This is a genomic window from Paraburkholderia sp. (assembly GCF_024281035.1).
Classification (GTDB): domain Bacteria; phylum Pseudomonadota; class Gammaproteobacteria; order Burkholderiales; family Burkholderiaceae; genus Paraburkholderia.
Genome location: NZ_JAMXLH010000053.1, coordinates 1 through 16,638, shown reverse-complemented (window position 1 = coordinate 16,638; position 16,638 = coordinate 1). Strand labels below are relative to the sequence as shown.

Annotated in this window: 17 protein-coding genes; 4 read left to right on the top strand and 13 right to left on the bottom strand. The window is 65.9% G+C overall.

What is annotated here, in order from left to right; genetic code table 11:
• The first annotated feature begins 305 nt into the window (after positions 1–305).
• Positions 306–2,759, top strand: a complete 2,454-nt coding sequence (locus Q0L30_RS18405) for a glycogen/starch/alpha-glucan phosphorylase (protein ID WP_296659417.1) — start codon at positions 306–308, stop codon at positions 2,757–2,759.
• A gap of 98 nt (positions 2,760–2,857) precedes the next feature.
• Here the strand turns inward: Q0L30_RS18405 and Q0L30_RS18400 are convergent, their stop codons facing one another.
• The 12 genes from Q0L30_RS18400 to Q0L30_RS18345 all read right to left on the bottom strand — a co-directional run bounded on the left by Q0L30_RS18400 (position 2,858) and on the right by Q0L30_RS18345 (position 13,354).
• On the bottom strand, positions 2,858–4,033 hold the full coding sequence (locus Q0L30_RS18400) for a porin (RefSeq protein ID WP_296659415.1): 1,176 nt from the start codon (positions 4,031–4,033) through the stop codon (positions 2,858–2,860).
• A 480-nt stretch (positions 4,034–4,513) separates the two neighbouring features.
• A complete protein-coding gene (locus Q0L30_RS18395) occupies positions 4,514–5,629 on the bottom strand; it encodes a succinylglutamate desuccinylase/aspartoacylase family protein (RefSeq protein WP_296659414.1) in 1,116 nt (371 codons plus the stop codon).
• On the bottom strand, positions 5,605–5,841 hold the full coding sequence (locus tag Q0L30_RS18390) for a hypothetical protein (RefSeq protein WP_296659411.1): 237 nt from the start codon (positions 5,839–5,841) through the stop codon (positions 5,605–5,607). The genes Q0L30_RS18395 and Q0L30_RS18390 overlap by 25 nt, the downstream gene beginning before the upstream one ends.
• 118 nt (positions 5,842–5,959) lie before the next feature.
• Complete coding sequence (locus Q0L30_RS18385; protein WP_296659408.1) at positions 5,960–6,727, bottom strand: ABC transporter substrate-binding protein; 768 nt, start codon at positions 6,725–6,727, stop codon at positions 5,960–5,962.
• Positions 6,728–7,184: 457 nt separating this feature from the next.
• A complete protein-coding gene (locus tag Q0L30_RS18380; RefSeq protein WP_296659406.1) occupies positions 7,185–8,318 on the bottom strand; it encodes an alpha-D-ribose 1-methylphosphonate 5-triphosphate diphosphatase in 1,134 nt (377 codons plus the stop codon).
• Positions 8,319–8,383: 65 nt separating this feature from the next.
• Positions 8,384–9,163, bottom strand: a complete 780-nt coding sequence (gene phnL, locus Q0L30_RS18375; protein WP_296659404.1) for a phosphonate C-P lyase system protein PhnL — start codon at positions 9,161–9,163, stop codon at positions 8,384–8,386.
• An 8-nt stretch (positions 9,164–9,171) separates the two neighbouring features.
• Positions 9,172–9,942, bottom strand: coding sequence for a phosphonate C-P lyase system protein PhnK (gene phnK / locus Q0L30_RS18370; protein WP_296659730.1), 771 nt, complete (start codon positions 9,940–9,942; stop codon positions 9,172–9,174).
• Between the two features lie 8 nt (positions 9,943–9,950).
• Positions 9,951–10,913 (bottom strand): alpha-D-ribose 1-methylphosphonate 5-phosphate C-P-lyase PhnJ, encoded by a 963-nt coding sequence (locus Q0L30_RS18365; protein ID WP_296659401.1) that lies wholly within the window; start codon positions 10,911–10,913, stop codon positions 9,951–9,953.
• Positions 10,910–12,070, bottom strand: a complete 1,161-nt coding sequence (locus Q0L30_RS18360) for a carbon-phosphorus lyase complex subunit PhnI (protein WP_296659399.1) — start codon at positions 12,068–12,070, stop codon at positions 10,910–10,912. Before Q0L30_RS18360 ends, Q0L30_RS18365 begins: the two co-directional genes overlap by 4 nt.
• On the bottom strand, positions 12,070–12,732 hold the full coding sequence (gene phnH / locus Q0L30_RS18355) for a phosphonate C-P lyase system protein PhnH (protein ID WP_296659396.1): 663 nt from the start codon (positions 12,730–12,732) through the stop codon (positions 12,070–12,072). Before phnH ends, Q0L30_RS18360 begins: the two co-directional genes overlap by 1 nt.
• Positions 12,729–13,223, bottom strand: a complete 495-nt coding sequence (gene phnG, locus Q0L30_RS18350; protein ID WP_296659394.1) for a phosphonate C-P lyase system protein PhnG — start codon at positions 13,221–13,223, stop codon at positions 12,729–12,731. The genes phnH and phnG overlap by 4 nt, the downstream gene beginning before the upstream one ends.
• Complete coding sequence (locus Q0L30_RS18345; protein ID WP_296659392.1) at positions 13,220–13,354, bottom strand: hypothetical protein; 135 nt, start codon at positions 13,352–13,354, stop codon at positions 13,220–13,222. The genes phnG and Q0L30_RS18345 overlap by 4 nt, the downstream gene beginning before the upstream one ends.
• Positions 13,355–13,504: 150 nt before the next feature.
• Between Q0L30_RS18345 and phnF the strand changes: the two genes are divergently transcribed.
• The 3 genes from phnF to phnN are packed head-to-tail and all read left to right on the top strand — an operon-like array spanning position 13,505 to position 15,542.
• Complete coding sequence (gene phnF / locus Q0L30_RS18340; RefSeq protein WP_296659389.1) at positions 13,505–14,263, top strand: phosphonate metabolism transcriptional regulator PhnF; 759 nt, start codon at positions 13,505–13,507, stop codon at positions 14,261–14,263.
• Positions 14,260–14,991 carry a DUF1045 domain-containing protein gene (locus Q0L30_RS18335; RefSeq protein ID WP_296659388.1) on the top strand — a complete coding sequence of 244 codons (732 nt, stop codon included), beginning with the start codon at positions 14,260–14,262 and terminating at the stop codon, positions 14,989–14,991. The genes phnF and Q0L30_RS18335 overlap by 4 nt, the downstream gene beginning before the upstream one ends.
• Positions 14,988–15,542 carry a phosphonate metabolism protein/1,5-bisphosphokinase (PRPP-forming) PhnN gene (gene phnN / locus Q0L30_RS18330; protein ID WP_296659387.1) on the top strand — a complete coding sequence of 185 codons (555 nt, stop codon included), beginning with the start codon at positions 14,988–14,990 and terminating at the stop codon, positions 15,540–15,542. Before Q0L30_RS18335 ends, phnN begins: the two co-directional genes overlap by 4 nt.
• 61 nt (positions 15,543–15,603) lie before the next feature.
• Here phnN and Q0L30_RS18325 read toward each other — a convergent pair whose 3' ends face one another.
• A complete protein-coding gene (locus Q0L30_RS18325) occupies positions 15,604–16,428 on the bottom strand; it encodes an IclR family transcriptional regulator (protein ID WP_296659383.1) in 825 nt (274 codons plus the stop codon).
• Positions 16,429–16,638 lie beyond the last annotated feature (210 nt).

Sequence of the window (16,638 nt, the reverse complement as noted above, 5' to 3'; positions counted from 1 at the left end):
AGAATCGCGACGAAGAATCGTGCGCGCCGCTGCGATTGCCGCATGGCCGGGTTGTAAGGCGGCGCGTGCGGCGCGCGGGTGCCCGGTAGCCCGCGCGGAGCGCGCAAGCCGCGTGCCGCGCGCGACGGCGGCGCGGCGCCGTAGCCGGGCCCACCGCAGCACGCCATGCCGTGCTGCCGCAAGCGGCGCAAAAATGTCCTAATCTGCAAACTGATCTGCGTTTCGGCCCCGGCGCTGTACCCGGGCGCTTTGCACGCGCAGCCCCAGAACGCGCGGCGAGTGCGCCGCATTTCCGGGAGGCTTCGATGACAGCCGTCGGTCTGGAGTTCGACCATTTACAGAGCAGCGCCGAAGCGCTGCGCCGCTCCATCTCGAACCGTTTGATGTACGGCGTCGGCAAGGACGCCGTCACGGCCCGTCCGCAGGACTGGCTGCACGCCGCGGAGCTCGCCGTGCGCGATCGTCTCGTCCAGCGCTGGATGGTCACCACGCGCCGCCAGTACGATCAGGACGCCAAGCGCGTCTATTACCTGTCGATGGAATTTCTGATCGGCCGGACGTTCTCCAACGCGCTGCTCGCGCTCGGCATCTACGATCAGATGAAAGAGGCGCTGGCCGACGTCGGCATCGACATGGAATCGCTGATCGATCTCGAACCGGACGCCGCGCTCGGCAACGGCGGCCTCGGACGTCTGGCCGCGTGTTTCCTCGACTCGATGGCGACGCTCGGCATTCCCGGTTTCGGCTACGGCATTCGCTACGACTACGGCATGTTCCGGCAGCGGATCGTCGACGGCGAGCAGGTCGAGGCGCCCGATTACTGGCTGCACGCAGGCAATCCGTGGGAGTTTCCGCGGCCCGAGGTGCAGTATCCGGTGCACTTCGGCGGGCGCACCGTGCAGCGCGACGGCCACGTCGAATGGATCGACACCCAGCACGTCAACGCGATGGCCTATGACACCGTGATCCCGGGCTACGCGACCGACGCCACCAATACGCTGCGCCTGTGGTCCGCGCGTGCGGACGAGGAACTCGATCTCTCGGCGTTCAACAAGGGCGACTATCAGCGCGCGGTGGAGACGCGCAACGAATCGGAGAACGTCTCGCGCCTGCTCTATCCCGACGATTCGACGATGGCGGGCCGCGAGCTGCGTCTGCGCCAGGAATATTTCTTCGTGTCCGCGACGATGCAGGATCTGATCCGCCGCTATCTGCGCACGCACAGCACGTTCGGGCGCTTCTCCGAGAAAGTCGCGGTGCATCTGAACGATACGCACCCGGTGCTGGCGATCCCCGAGCTGCTCCGTCTGCTCGTGGATGTCCACCATTTGCCGTGGGACGAGGCGATGGGGCATATCCGGCGCGTGTTCTCGTACACCAATCACACGCTGATGCCCGAAGCGCTCGAAACATGGGATCTCGAACTATTGGCGCGATTGCTGCCGCGGCATCTGCAGATCATCTTCGATATCAACGCTGCCTTTCTCAGCGAAGCGAGCGGTCAGGGCGCGCACGATCTCGACATGATCCGCCGCATCTCGCTCGTCGACGAATTCGGCCACCGGCGCGTGCGCATGGCCTATCTGGCGATCGTCGCGAGCCACAAGGTCAACGGCGTTTCAAAGCTGCATTCGCAGCTCATGCAGCGCGATATCTTCGCCGATTTTGCGCGGCTCTATCCCGAGCGCTTCACGAACGTCACGAACGGCATCACGCCGCGCCGCTGGCTCGCGCAGGCGAATCCGCCGCTCGCCCGGCTCATCGACGAGAGCCTCGGCACGAACTGGCGTCGCGATCTGCTCGAACTGCGCGGGTTGCGCAATCTGCGCGGCGACGCCGCGTTCGAAGCCGCATTTCACGCCGCCAAACGCTGCAACAAGGTGCGTCTTTTGCAGCGGCTCACGCAGCGCACGGGCATGGTGCTCGATCCCGACGCGCTCTTCGACATGCAGGTCAAGCGCATTCACGAATACAAGCGCCAGCTGCTCAACGTGCTGCATGTGATCGTGCGCTACAACCGCATCCGCGAGAACCCGCAAAGCGACTGGGTACCGCGTGTGGTGTGGTTCGCCGGCAAGGCGGCGTCCGCGTACCGCATGGCGAAGACCATCATCAAGCTCATCACCGAGGTGGCCGCGAAGGTCAACAGCGATCCCGTGGTGGGCGGGCGGCTCAAAGTGCTGTTCGCGCCGAATTACGGCGTGAGCGTGGCAGAACTGATGATTCCCGCTGCCGATCTGTCCGAGCAGATCTCGACCGCGGGGACCGAGGCGTCGGGCACCGGCAACATGAAGCTCGCGCTCAATGGCGCGCTGACGATCGGTACGCTGGACGGCGCGAACATCGAGATCGGCGAATCGGTGGGACCGGAGCATATCTTTATCTTCGGCCACACCGCGGATCAGGTGGATGCACTGCGCGCGTCCGGCTACCGGCCGCGCCAGATCTACGAGGACAACGCGGAGCTGCGCACCGCGCTCGACCAGATTCGCACGGGCTTTTTCTCGCCTGGAGACCCTGCGCGCTTCCTGGATATTTTTCACTCGCTCGTGGACTGGGGCGACCACTATCTCGTGATGGCCGACTTCGCTGCGTTCATCGCGGCTCAGGAGGAAGTCGACCGCCGGTTCGTCGACGTCGCGGGGTGGACTGCGAGCGCAATCGAGAATGTTGCGGGCGTGGGCCAGTTTTCGTCGGATCGTGCGATCGCCGAATACGCGAGCGATATCTGGCACGTGAAGCCTCTCGACATGAGCTAGCGGTCACGCCGGGCCGGGTTCATGAAGCGCCGGCGACAATAAAAAAGGCGCCGCAAGCGGCGCCTTTTTCAGCTGCAGAACTGCCAGCAGGGTGCTTCTTAGAAGCGGTGACGCATACCGACCGTCACAGCCACCTGGCTTTGCGTCGACGAAGCGGCGCTCGAGCCTTCGCCGTTCATGAAAGCGCCAACGGACTTGCCGTTGAACCACTTTGCCGACGAAACGTGCTGGTAGTCGCCTTGCAGGTAGACGTCCGTGCGCTTCGAGAGCAGGTAGTCGCCTTGCAGCGAAACCGAGTTGTAGTTCGGGTTCACGCCGGAACCGAAGTTCGCCCGGGTGTACGTGTAAGCGCCAGCCAGCGTCAGGGCCGGGGTCAGAGCGTAGCGGACGTTGCCTTCGATGTTCTGGAAGCGTGCGCTGTTGCCGCCGAAGCCGGTGGCGTTGGCGGTACCCGATTGGCCCGCCGAGATGCCGATTGCCTGGGACAGGTTGGTCTGCGTGTACACGACGCCGAGGGTTGCCGGGCCGAACGCGTAGTTGACGCCGCCACCGAACGTGCGCTGACGACCTGCGGCGAACGTGTATTCGCCGGTTTGCGCGCCCGCTTTCGTAGCGTCGGCGCCCTGGAAGTTGGTGCCGCTCACGTCGTTGTTCAGCTGCAGGTAGCCAGCTGCAAACTTCAGGGGACCGTAGTTATACGATGCGCCGAAGCTGTATGCACGGTTGTTCGCGAAATCGGTGCTGTTCGAGAACGAGTACGTTGCGCCGAACTTGAAGCCCGAAACGTCGATACTCGTGTACTTGACCGTGTTGTTGAAACGGACCGAGTTGTTCAGGTTGTCGTTGTCGAACGGGTGAGCAGCGATCGTGCCGCCGTATTGGCTGCCCGTGAGCGTCAGCGGTGCCACATAGTCAACGACGCTGTCGTATTGACGGCCGAGGGTCACGGCGCCGAACTGGTCGCTTGCGAGACCGACGAATGCCTGACGGCCGAACATGCGGTTCGACTGGCCGAACGTGCCGTTGTTGATGCTGAAGCCGTTCTCCAACGTGAAGATCGCCTTCAGGCCGCCGCCGAGGTCTTCAGCGCCGCGCAGGCCCCAACGGCTGCCGTTGACCGTGCCGCTGCGCATCTGCCATGCGCTGTGGCCGTTCTGGTTGTTCGTGTACGTGATACCGGCGTCGATCAAGCCATACAGCGTCACGCTGCTTTGTGCTTGGGCTGCGCCCGCGATTGCGGCGAGAACCGCGGTGGTCAGGATTTTCTTATACAAGACTTGTTCTCCGGATTAAGGAAGGATACGAGTGCCTCGTCTCGTTCGGACAAGGTCATCCGTGGCGCGCAATTTATTCCACGCCGCAGAATTTAATATGACAGAGGGAGTACGTAGGGAATTTGTTGCTTTACTGTGGCGTCGATACGACAGCAGGTCCCTGGAATTGATATTTGTTCAGGATTGGTATCCGTACCCGGGTCCGACGCGGATTGGTGAGGATCGCGGATCAGAAGCCGGGGATATATCTTTTTGGAATATGCCTGGCAGGCGCCTTTGGGCAGCGAGATTTACCTGCGGCTATTGGGCAATTAATGCAGATCGATGTGATTTATCAACAACACGAATTAAAGATCGTTGCCGGGATTTTGATGTAGCTCATATCGGCCGACGCTCGTTCGAGAACGTGAGTGATGCAGAGCAAGCGCCAGACGGATCGCCCGGCTCATACGTTCCGCATGAGCCGGGCGCACCGCCGGATCAGAGCGAGAGCAGCGCGCCGCTGCGAATCGGGCGCGCGCCTGCGATCCGTGCGATCTCCGCTCCGGCCGTGGCGAAGCGCGTGCTGTGCCGCGCGTACATCACGCCGCTCACGCTGCTGCGTAGCGTGATCACTTCGTCGGTCAGGGGGTTCACGATGTCGGCGACTGGCGCGCCTGCCTCGATCCACGTGCCGTGTTCGGCGCGAAATACGATCACGCCCGTTGCGGGTGCAACAAGCGGCTCCGTGCCGGCCAGCGGCGTGGCCGGATACGCGAGCGGCGGCAGCGGCGGCGCCTCGCCGTCGATCACGCCGCGATGGACCAGATAATCGACGATGCCCTGCGCATCGCGTTCGGCGAATTCATACGACACGTCGCGCTGGCTGCGCAGCTCCACGGTCACCGAGATCGAGCCGGGCGGAATCGGATGGCGCTTGCCGAAGCGCTCGCGCAGTTCGCTCCAGCAGAAGCTGTGGATCTCTTCGAACGGATTGCCGACCGAATTCAGCGCGAGCAGCGACGCTTTGGCGTCCAGATAGCGCGCGAGCGGTTCGACGTCGGGCCACAGCTCAGGGTTCGTGTAGATGTGCAGCGCGGCTTCCCAGTCGCAATGCAGGTCGAGCACGATGTCGGCGTCGAAGGACAGCCGCTGCAGCGCGAGGCGCTGCGAATCCAGCTCGGTCTTCGGCTTTTGTGCGGCCAGCGCCTCGCCCATGGCCGCGCGAATGGCGTTTCGGTTCGCGTCGGCATCGGGACCGAGGCGTGCCTCGATCACCGGCAGCACGAGCGTCGCGAGGTCGTAGAAGTTGCGGTTGAAGTTCTGCGCCGTGTTCGATTCGAACCGTCCGGCGAGATGACCGAGCCAGTGCTGCCCAAGGCCGATCGGATTCGCAACCGGGACGACCACGATTTCACCGCGGATGCGGCCCGCCGCTTCGAGTTCGGCGAGCTTGCGGCGCAGGACCCACGCAGCCAGCATGCCGGGCAGTTCGTCGGCGTGCAGCGACGATTGGACGTAGACCTTTTGAGTGCCGCCCGTGCCGTAGTGGAAGCTCGTGATGTGCCGCTCGGTGCCGAGTGCCGGCGCGATCAACGGATGGTGATGGGTTTGCATGATCTGAGCGCGTCACGGGATGCCGCGGCGCGCATTGAAGTTGAGTTCGGATCCAGCGATTCCCGCGATGAAAGCGGTAGGCCGATCTTAGCGGATTCGATCTGAGGCCGGAACCCGGGCGGCTCCTCGCCGCTGCGTGCTCGCTGCGCGAGATGCTTGCCATCGGCCGCCATCAACCGGTCCGTCGCCGCGCATCCGAAGATGTTTTCCAATCCTCAATGATCGATGGCGATACGGCGCGAGGGCGAAAAAAAACCCAGACCGCAGTCTGGGTTTTTTCGTGTACCGCGTTCGCGACGCCCGCGGGCGTCGCGGCGCGGCGCAGGGCAATTAGCTGCCGTAGACGTCGAAGTCGAAGTACTTGGCTGCGAGCTTCTTGTACGTGCCGTCCTTGATCATGTCGGCGATAGCCTTGTCGATCTTTGCCTTCAGGTCGGCGTCTTCCTTGCGCAGGCCGATAGCGGCGGCGCCCGTCGGGATTTCCTTGCCGGCGAACGCAAAGCCAGCGCCGCGCGGGGTCTTCAGGAAGCCCAGGTCGGCTTGCACTTCGTCTTGCAGCGCTGCGTCCAGACGGCCCGACAGCAGGTCGGCGTAGACCTGATCCTGGTTCTGGTAGGGAACCACGTTCACGCCCTTGGGTGCCCAGTTTGCCTTCGCGTAGGTTTCCTGGATCGTGCCTTGCTCGACGCCCACCGACTTGCCCTTGAGCGCGTCAGCCGTTGCCTGCAGGTTGGAACCCTTCTTCGCCACGAGGCGCGTCGGCGTGTTGAACAGCTTGACCGAGAAGGCGATCTGTTGCTCGCGCTCCGGCGTGATGGTCATCGACGAGAGGGCGCCATCGAACTTCTTCGCCTTCAGGGCCGGGATGATGCCGTCGAAATCCTGCTCGACCCACACGCACTTCGCGTTCAGGCGCTTGCAGATTTCGTTTCCGAGGTCGATGTCGAAGCCGACCAGCTTGCCATCCGGTGCTTTGGATTCGAACGGCGCGTAGCTGGCGTCGACACCGAAGCGCACGGTGGACCAGTCCTTCGCATGGGCAGCACCGGCCGATACGGCCAGCAGGGCAACCGACAGGGCGGCAAGCAGTTTCTTCACTATGTGTACTCCTCGGTATGGTTCATGGTGCACCGCGTGCGTTGTGGGCGCCGCAGTGCAATTATCAGGCGCGGTTTGCGTCCCAATTCTGGTCAGATCCGCCAACGGTATTGCCAGCGGTGCGCCAAGACTACCAGGTCAAAATTGTGACGTCGCTAGTGTAATACGAGATAGTGCGCGCAGTCGCGTGTTAACGAACGTTCGGTGACCGGGCGCAGGAGCACTGAAAGCAGTGCCGGACGGGGCTTTGCGGCGGTCGCGAGGTGCGCCCGAAACGCCGGCGCGGGTTTGCGATGCACGGGCTGTGATGTGCGGGCTGTGATGCGTCGGCGCGACAATCCGCGCAGCGCCGCTGCCGCGCCGAAAGATTCTGTATGGAATATGAAATAAAAACGATGGCGTGCCGTTGGCCGCGCGGGCTGTCCGGCACGCTTTTGCAACGCGGCGCGCGCGCCGCTCAGACCACCCGCTTGCCTGCGCGGTAGGTCTCGCGCGGCACCGGCAGCGCATCGAGCATCGCCACGCGCACGAAGTCTGCGCGCAGCCCCGGCTCGATCGCGCCCCGGTCGGTCAGCCCGGCCTTGCGCGCGGGCTCGTGCGAGACCGTCGCCACGGCGCGCGGCAGCGTCCAGCCCGCCCTGGCGACGAGGTCGAAGGCCGCCGCGAGCAGGCTCGACGGCACGTAATCCGACGACAGGATGTCGAGCAAGCCCGCCTCGGCCAGTTCCAGCGCCGACACGTTGCCCGAGTGCGAGCCGCCGCGCACCACGTTCGGCGCACCCATGATCGTCGCGATGCCGCGTTTTTTCGCCTGCGCCGCGGCGAGGCGCGTGGTGGGGAATTCGGCGAGCACCATGCCTTCGGCGGCAGCCTGCTCGACATGTTCCACCAGCGTGTCGTCGTGACTCGCGAGCGGGATGCCGCGCACCCGGCAGCGCTCGACGATTTCGCGGCGGTGGTCGTCGGCGAAGCGCTTTTGCTCGTCGGCAAGTTCGGCCAGCGCCGTCGCGGCCTGTTCATCGGTCCACTTGCCGTGGCGCTCCTGGAAGCGGCGCCATTGCTCGCGGTCGTGCCACTGGCGCTGGCCCGGCGTGTGGTCCATCACCGAGGCGAGCCGCAGGAGCGGGTGCTCGCTCAGCGTGTCGAAAAGTTCGATCACGTCCTGGGTCGCGATCTCGCAGCGCAGGTGCAGGAAGTGCTCGGCACGCAGCAGGTCGCGCTGGGAGAAACGCAGGAGCGCCTCGGAGCACGCCAGCTGCACGTCGCGGCCGCGCACGCCCACGGCGAGCCGCGTGCCGATGGCGAGGGCGTCGAACACCGTTGTGATGCCCGCCGCGGCGATCTGCGCGTCGTGGATCACGAACGCGGCGTCGGTGTTCCAGTGCACGCCGGGGCGCGGTGCGAGGTGCTTTTCCAGGTTGTCGGTGTGCAGTTCGACGAGACCCGGCAGCAGATAGTCGCCGTGCCAGTCTTCAGCGTCGGCGGCGGCGGTCGTGCCGCGCGACAGTTCGCCGATCCGGCTGCCATCGACACGCATCGTGCCGGTGAAAACTTCGTCTCGCGTCACGATGCGGGCGTTCGTGATCAACATCGTCAGGCTCCGTAATCAGGTAAAGGCGCAGATCAAAGGCGCAAATCAGGGCGCAGGTAACAGGTTCAGGCGGCTTCGCCCAGCGGCGCTTGCGTGCGCGCGGCGGCGAGCGGCATGCGCCGCGTCGCGACGCGCTCACGTGTGTCTTCGTCGTGGAAGACTCCGACGATCGCCGCGCCGTGCTCGCGTGCTTCGACGATCAATTGCGACACTACGTCGCGATTTTCCGCGTCGAGCGAAGCCGTGGGTTCGTCCAGCAGGAGCACGCGGTGCTGCGCGATGAGTCCGCGTGCGATGTTCACGCGCTGCTGCTCGCCGCCCGAGAACGTTGCGGGCGCAAGCGACCAGAGCCGCTGCGGCACGTTCAGGCGCGCGAGCAGCGTTTCGGCACGCGCATACGCTTCGTCCTGCGCCACGCCGCGCGCCACGAGCGGCGCGGCGACGAGGTCGCGCGTGGCGACGCGCGGAATCACGCGCAGGAACTGGCTCACGTAGCCCACTACCTTGCGGCGCAGACGCAGCACGTCGTGTGGCGCGGCACGGGTGATTTCGAGGTGTTGCAGCGCGTTGTCGTCGTCGCGGATCGCAATCGAGCCGCCGCTCGCGAGATAGTTGCCGTAGAGGCAGCGCAGCAGCGTGCTCTTGCCCGCGCCGGACGGCCCGACGAGCACGACGCATTCGCCGCGTTCGACCTCGAGCGAGACGCCCGCGAGCGCTTCGATGCCGATGCCCCCCTGGCCATGCAGCGTGAAGGTCTTGCGCACGTTTTCCGCGCGCAGCATCAGCGCGGGGCGTTCGACGAACGCGCGCGTTGCGTGGTTGGCAGCACTAGTCGTGTCGGTCATATCGATTCCTAGACCGGCAGCACGGAGGCCACCAGAGTCTGCGTATAGGGGTGCTGGGGGTCGTCGAGCACCTGGTCGGTGAGGCCCGATTCGACGACCGTGCCGCCCTGCATCACCATGAGCCGGTGCGCGAGCAGGCGCGCGACGCCGATATCGTGCGTGACGATCAGCACCGAGAGATGCAGCGTCGTGGTGAGCGTGCGCAGCAGGTCGAGCAGGCGCGCCTGCACGGAAACGTCGAGACCGGCGGTGGGCTCGTCCATGAAGACGAGGCGCGGCCCCGTGACGAGATTGCGCGCGATCTGCAGGCGCTGCTGCATGCCGCCCGAAAACGCCGGGGGCAATTCGTCGATACGGGCGGCGTCGAGTTCGACGCGCTCCATCCACTGCTGCGCCGTGTGACGAATCCGGCCGTAGTGGCGCGCGCCGACGGCCATCAGCGGCTCGCCGATATTCGCACCGGCCGAGACGCCCGCGCGCAGCCCGTCGCGCGGGTTCTGCTGCACGAAACCCCATTCGGTGCGCGTGAGCAGACGCCGGCGCGGCTCGGAAAGCGCACGCAGATCGAGCGTTTCGCCGTTGGCGCCCGCATAGTGCAGCTCGCCGGAATCGGCCTCGGTGCGCAGCGCGAGCGTGTTGAGCAGCGTGGTCTTGCCCGAGCCCGATTCGCCGACGATGCACAGCACCTCGCCGGGATAGAGGTCGAAGCTCACGTCGCGGCAGCCGTTGCGGCCGCCGTATTGCTTCGTCAGATGACGGGCGCTCAAGAGGGGCGTCATGCGGGACGTCATGCGCGTTCTCCGTTCAGCGGCGCCTGAGCGTCCCGAGCCTCATCGTCATGTTCGGCGCGTTCGCGGCGGTCGTGGCAGTAATCGCTGTCCGAGCAGACGAACATGCGCTTGCCCGTATCGTCGACGATCATCTCGTCGAGGAAGCTTTCGCGCGAGCCGCACAGCGCGCACGCGTGCTCCCAGCGCTGCACCTCGAACGGATGGTCGTCGAAGTCGAGACTGCGCACCGGCGTATAAGGCGGAATCGCGTAGATGCGGCGCTCGCGGCCCGCGCCGAACAGTTGCAGCGCGCGGTTCATGTGCAGTTTCGGATTGTCGAACTTCGGGATAGGCGAGGGCGCCGTGAGATAGCGGCCGTTCACCGTCACCGGGTAATCGTAGGTGGTCGCGATGCTGCCGTGCTGCACGATGTCCTCGTAGAGCTTCACGCTGATGAGGCCGTAATCGGCGAGCGCGTGCAGCTTCTTGCACTCGGCGACGCGCGGCTCGAGCCTGAAGAGCGGCTCGGGCATCGGCACCTGATACACGAGGATTTGCGCCTCCGTGAGCGGCGTTTCGGGAATGCGGTGACGCGTCTGGACAATCGTCGCGTCCTGGGTGCGGCGCGTCGTCTGCACGCCTGTCGTGCGCGCGAAGAAGCGACGGATGTTCACGGCGTTCGTCGTATCGTCGGAGCCCTGGTCGATCACCTTGAGCGTGTCGTCGGCGCCGATGATCGCCGCCGTCACCTGGACGCCGCCCGTGCCCCAGCCGTAGGGCAGCGGCATTTCGCGCGAGGCGAACGGCACCTGGTAGCCGGGCACCGCAACCGCCTTCAGCAGCGCGCGGCGGATCATGCGCTTGGTCTGCTCGTCGAGGTACGCGAAGTTGTAGCCGTCGGCGGCCTGCGTTTCGCGCGACGCGATTGCGGCGGGCGCGCCGGTGGGTACGCTGTTGGGTACGGAAGCGGGCGCGCTCATGCGGCCTCCTCATTCTGCCCGGGCGGGCTGTGATGTTGCGCGCGCAACCGGCGCACGAGTTCGAGTTCGGACTGGAAGTCGACGTAGTGCGGCAGTTTCAGGTGCTGCACGAAGCCCGATGCTTCGACGTTGTCGCTGTGGGAAAGCATGAACTCGATGTCCTGTGTCGGCGAGGCGAGTGTTTCGCCGAGTTCCGCGCCGCGCAGTGCGCGGTCGACGAGCGCCACGGCCATCGCTTTGCGCTCCGCGTGGCCGAAGGCGAGACCGTAGCCTTGCGTGAACGTGGGCGGCACGTCCTTGCTGCCCGCGAACTGGTTGACCATCTGGCATTCGGTCAGCTCGATTTCGCCGATCTCGACGGTTTCGCCCAGCTCGTCCAGCATCATTTCTACGGATACCGAACCAAACCGGATCTCCCCAGCGAACGGATGCGAGTGCGCGTAGCCGCGCTGCGTCGCGTACCCCATCGCAAGCAGAAAGCCCTCGTCGCCGCGCGCGAGATTCTGCAGACGGATCGTGCGATCCGCCGGAAATGCGAGCGGTTCGCGCGAGAGGTCGCCGGGTTCAGGCGCATCGGGCGTTGGCGTTTCCTGCTCGATCAGGCCTTCCTTGTCGAGCAGCGAGACGACACGCGGCATCGGCTCGTCGGTCGCGCTCGCTGGCCGAGCCGCGCGCGTTGCTTCTTCGTTCGCCTCTTCGTTCGCCTCTTCGTTCGCTTCTTCGTTCGCCTCTTCGCTCGCTTCGCCGCTTTCGGCGAGCAGCGCGAAATCCAGCAGCCGCTGCGTGTAATCGTACGTTGCGCCGAGCACCTGCCCGCCCGGCACGTCCTTGAACGTCGCCGATATGCGGCGTTGCACCTGCATGTGCTCCGTTTCGACGGGCTCCGTGTAGCCGAAGCGCGGCAGCGTGGTGCGATAGGCGCGCAGCAGAAAGATCGCTTCGACCAGATCGCCCGCTGCCTGCTTGATCGCGAGTGCGGCGAGCTCCTCGTCGTAGACGGAACCCTCGGCCATCACGCGCGCGACGGCGAGGCGCATCTGCTCGCGGATCTGCGCGACGCTCAGCTCGGGCACGCGCGTGTCGCCACGGCGTGCCTTGTCGAGCAGCCGCCACGACGCTTCGATCGCGCGCTCTCCTCCTTTGACGGCGACGTACATCAGTTCATCTCCACAAGAGTCGTGCGCGGCAGGCCAACGAGCTGGTCGTCGCAGACAAGATAAAAATCGATGCCGCACGGAAACAGCGCGGCCAATGCGGCACGCTCGTGCCAGAACCGCTCGGGCAGGCCGGCCGGCGCGATGGTGTGCGCATCTTCGATGCCTGGTCCGCGCAGCGTGACGGGTGCGCCGCCCGTGAGCGAGTCGACGCGCACGAACACCGTGGCCGACTGCTCAGGCGATTCGGGCGTGCCGCTTGCGAGCGTGGCGAGCGGCGGCAGCGCGGCGGCGTCGTGGACATAGGCGAATGCGGCTTCTGCGGCGGTTGCGGTGAGCGGCGCGCCCGAGTGAAAGCGCAACGCGGCGGCGAGCGCCGCATCGGGCTGCGCGAGCCACACGGGCGTCGCGTAGTCGCACAGCGCGAGCAGCGACGCGAACGCGGCGCGTCCCACGCGTGTGGCGCCTGGCGTCGTGTCGGCGGCGGACAGGGCGGCCTGGATCACGCCGATGCGGCCCGGACGCGCCAGTGCGTCGAGCAGCGCGCGGAATACGGCTTGCGTGTCGTGGACGGGATCGGCAAAGCCGGGAAGGAGCGCGTCGAGTGTGTCGAGTGCGGCGCGTGCGGTGTCGGTGGGTTGTGGCGTTTTTACGGCGTGATTCATGCATCACCTCGCACCATGGTGAAGAACTCGACTTTCGTGCTGGCGGTGTCGTTGCGTCGAGCGTCGCGCCGCGCCTCGAGGCGAGCGGCGAGCGGCGCGATCAGTTGCGCGTGCAACTGTGCGTGGCGTTCGGGCTGTTGCAGGAGCGCGTCGGCGAGCGCGGCCAGCTCGGCGCGGCGCTTGTCGCGCCCCAGATGGCACGCGACGCCGACAGTGCCGCCGTCGACCGCATGAAGACGCAGCGTTGCGCGCGTCACCGTTGCTTCGCCGAGATTGAAGGCGTTGCCCGTGCCGCCGATCCGGCCCCGCACCATCGCGAGACCTGTTTGCGGCGCGCGCAGCCAGTCGAAGGCCGGTGCGGCGTTGCCGCCGAATGCGGTAACAAACGCGGCCGAGAGCGCGGCTTCCAGCTCGGCGCGCGGCGTGCGGGCGAGCACCGCCATCCATGCGCGCCGCGACGCGGCAGAAGGCGGGGCGGAAGAAGCGTTCATCTGGATTCCTGTGTCGTGAACGTGATGGCGAGGCGCGCATTGCGGCGCTTGTTGCGGTACTTATCGCGGAACTCATCGCGGTATTCATCGCGGTATTCATTGAGGCAATGCATCGCCGCGAACGTCGTCATTGGAGCATCGATTCATATAGACGTCTAGACGTCTGTACGTTCAAATGTCCGGTTGTTACAACGCGATGTAGGAGATGATTCATATTTCCATCACGCCTCGCGCACTACAATGCGGAAACCGCCATTGAAACCGAAGGGAATGACAGCACCATGACATCGAACGACGACGCGCTGCACGGCGCGCAGCTTGAGCGCGGCGCGGGCGTGGCGGTGTGGCGCCAGATCGAGCAGATACTTTCGGCCGAGATCGCGGCGAAAGGCTTCGGCGACGATGGCCGCCTGCCGAGCGAGGGTGAGCTGGCCAAACGTTTCGACGTGAACCGCCATACGGTTCGGCGCGCGATGCTGGGCCTTGCGGCACTCGGGCTCGTGAGCGTCGAGCAGGGGCGCGGAACCTTCGTGCAGCCGGGCGCGATCGACTACACGATCGGCAAGCGCACGCGCTTTACGGAAAACCTTCAGCGGCACCGGCATTCGGCGGCGGGCAAGCTGCTCGCTTCATCGCGCGTGAAGGCCGATCCCGCGGTCGCAAAGGCGCTCGGCATTCGCGCGGGCGCACTCGTCTACCGGCTCGAAACGCTGCACGAATCGAACGGCGTGCCGCTCACCTATGCGCGTAACTGGTATCCCGCCGCGCGGTTCGCCGATCTGCCCGCGGTGATGGAGCGCGTCGAAAGTGCATCGAAGGCGCTGGCCGAATACGGCGTGACCGATTATCTGCGCAAGTGGAGCCGCATCGGCAGCGTGCTGCCCGAGGCGGAAGTGGCGCGGCGGCTCAATATCAACCGGCAGCAGCCGGTGCTGTGGGTCGAGAACGTCGACGTCGACATGAACGGTGTGCCGATCAAATACGGCATCACGCATTTCGCGGCGGACCGCGTGCAGTTGATGGTGGAGCACGACGTATGACGCTCGACATCGAAGCCTGGAACGACACGTCGCGCTTCGCGATCTACTATGCGCCGCCGCGCGATTCGGCGTGGTGGCGTGAGGGCAGCGCGTGGCTCGGCCGCGATGCGGAAACGCGTGAGCCGTTGAGTTCGCCGCAGCCCGCCGGTCTTTCGCGCCCGCTTGCCGCGCTGACCGTGGCGCCGCGCCGCTATGGCTGGCACGGCACGCTCGTTCCGCCCTTTCGCCTCGCGCCGGGCGTGACGCCTGACGCGCTGTTCGCCGCCGCGCAGCGATGGGCGGCGACGCGCGCGTGTTTCGAGGTGGCCGTGGAGGCCGCGACGCTCGGACGGTTCGTCGCGCTGCGCCCCGTCGACGATGCGGGCGAAGCCGCGCTGCGCGAGGTTGCGGCCGATGCGCTGCGCACGCTTGCACCGCTGCGCGCCGAGCAGACTTGCGGCGAACGCACGCGCCGGCTCGATGCAACGCTCACCGCGCGCCAGCGCGCGTACGTGGAAGAGTGGGGCTATCCGTACGTATTCGACGAATACCGCTTTCACATGACGCTCTCCGATTCGCTCGACGACGCACAGGCACGCGACACGCTGACCGCCGCGTGGAATGCACGGATGCACGATGCCGGGGCGCTGCCGGTGGACGGTGTCGCGCTCTTCGTGGAGCCTCAGCCGGGTGCGCCGTTCGTGCTGTGGCGGCGCGCGGCGTTCGCGCGCGGGGAGCGTCGCGCATGATGGCCCCGTTGATCTACGTCATGGGTCCGTCCGGTGCGGGCAAGGACTCGCTGCTCGACTTTGCGCGAACGCGCCTCGCGGCGGACGGCGTGATGTTCGCGCACCGCTACATCACGCGCGCGGATGGCGGCGGCGAAAACCACATCGCATTGACCGACCCCGAATTCGAGGCGCGTTCGCGTCGCGGCCTTTTCGCGCTGCAATGGCGCAGCCACGCGCTGCGCTACGGTATCGGCGTGGAAATCGATCAGTGGCTCGCGCACGGTTGCACGGTGATCGTGAACGGCTCGCGTGCCTATGCGGGTGAAGCGCTGGCGCGCTATCCGCAGACCCGGTTCGTCCACATCGAGGCGGCGCTCGAAGTCCTCGCCGCGCGGCTCGCCGCGCGCGGCCGCGAGACGCCTGCGCAGATCGCCGCGCGTCTTGCGCGCCAGGCGCCGTTCGATGCGCTGGCGGGCGCAAGCGTCGATCGCATCGACAATTCGGGCCGTCTGGAGGATGCGGGCGAAGTCTTCGTCGATGTCGTGCGCCGCGTGGCGGCCGGGCGCTGACCGGAGCGCGGGCGACACAGACCAACCCGCACCAACCCGCACCAACCCGCTCCAACGAGCCTCAGGTGCGCTGCGCGACCATGCTGGAGACGCGCCGCGCGGCCTCCTGAAGCGGCTGGAGGAAGGACTTGACCACCTGCTTCGCCGACGTGCGTTGCGCATTGCCGCTGATGTTCATCGCCGCGATCACGCGGCCCTGGCGGTTGCGGATCGGGACGGAAATCGAAATCAGGCCGCCTTCCAGTTCCTGGTCGACCATGGCCCAGCCCTGTTCGCGCACCTGGGCGATGATCTTCTTTAGCTCGTCCTTGTCGGTGACGGTGCGCGGCGTGTGCGCGTAGAGCGGGGCGGAGCCGAGTGTGGCGTCGAGTTCCGCATCGTCGAGGGCGGAGAGCAGCACGCGTCCCATCGACGTGCAGTAGGCGGGCAACCGGCTGCCGATCGAGAGGTTGATCGTCATGATCTTGTGCGTCGGCACGCGCAGGACGTACACGATTTCGGTGCGGTCGAGCACAGCCGCCGAGCAGCTCTCGTGGACCTCGGCGGACAGTTCTTCCATGACGGGCTCGGCGAGATTCCAGAACGGCATCGACGTGAGATAGGCGAAACCGAGGTCGAGAATTTTCGGCGTGAGGCGAAAGAGCCGCCCTTCGGTTTCGACGTAGCCGAGCGTCTGCAGCGTGAGCAGGATGCGGCGCGCGCCGGCGCGCGTGAGGCCGGTGGCCGCGGCGACGTCGGTGAGCGTTTGCGCGGGATGCTCGGCGTTGAAAGCGCGGATCACCGAGAGCCCGCGGGCGAAAGACTGCACGTAGGAGTCGCCCGGTTTGTCGGGAGTCTCCGCGGGCTCAGCGGAACGGGCGGGCGAGGCACTGGATGCGGAGGTCATAGGCGTCGGAATGTGTCCGGCAGCGGCGCGTAAAGAACCTACGACAATAGCGCATGCGACCTGTTTCGCCAACAGGCAGCGCAGGCGACGCGCACGAGGCACTATGCTAGCGACTGCGACTGCGACTGCGACTGCGACTGCGACTGCGACTGCGACTGCGACTGCGACTGCGACTGCGACTGCGACTGCGACTGCGACTGCGACTGCGAC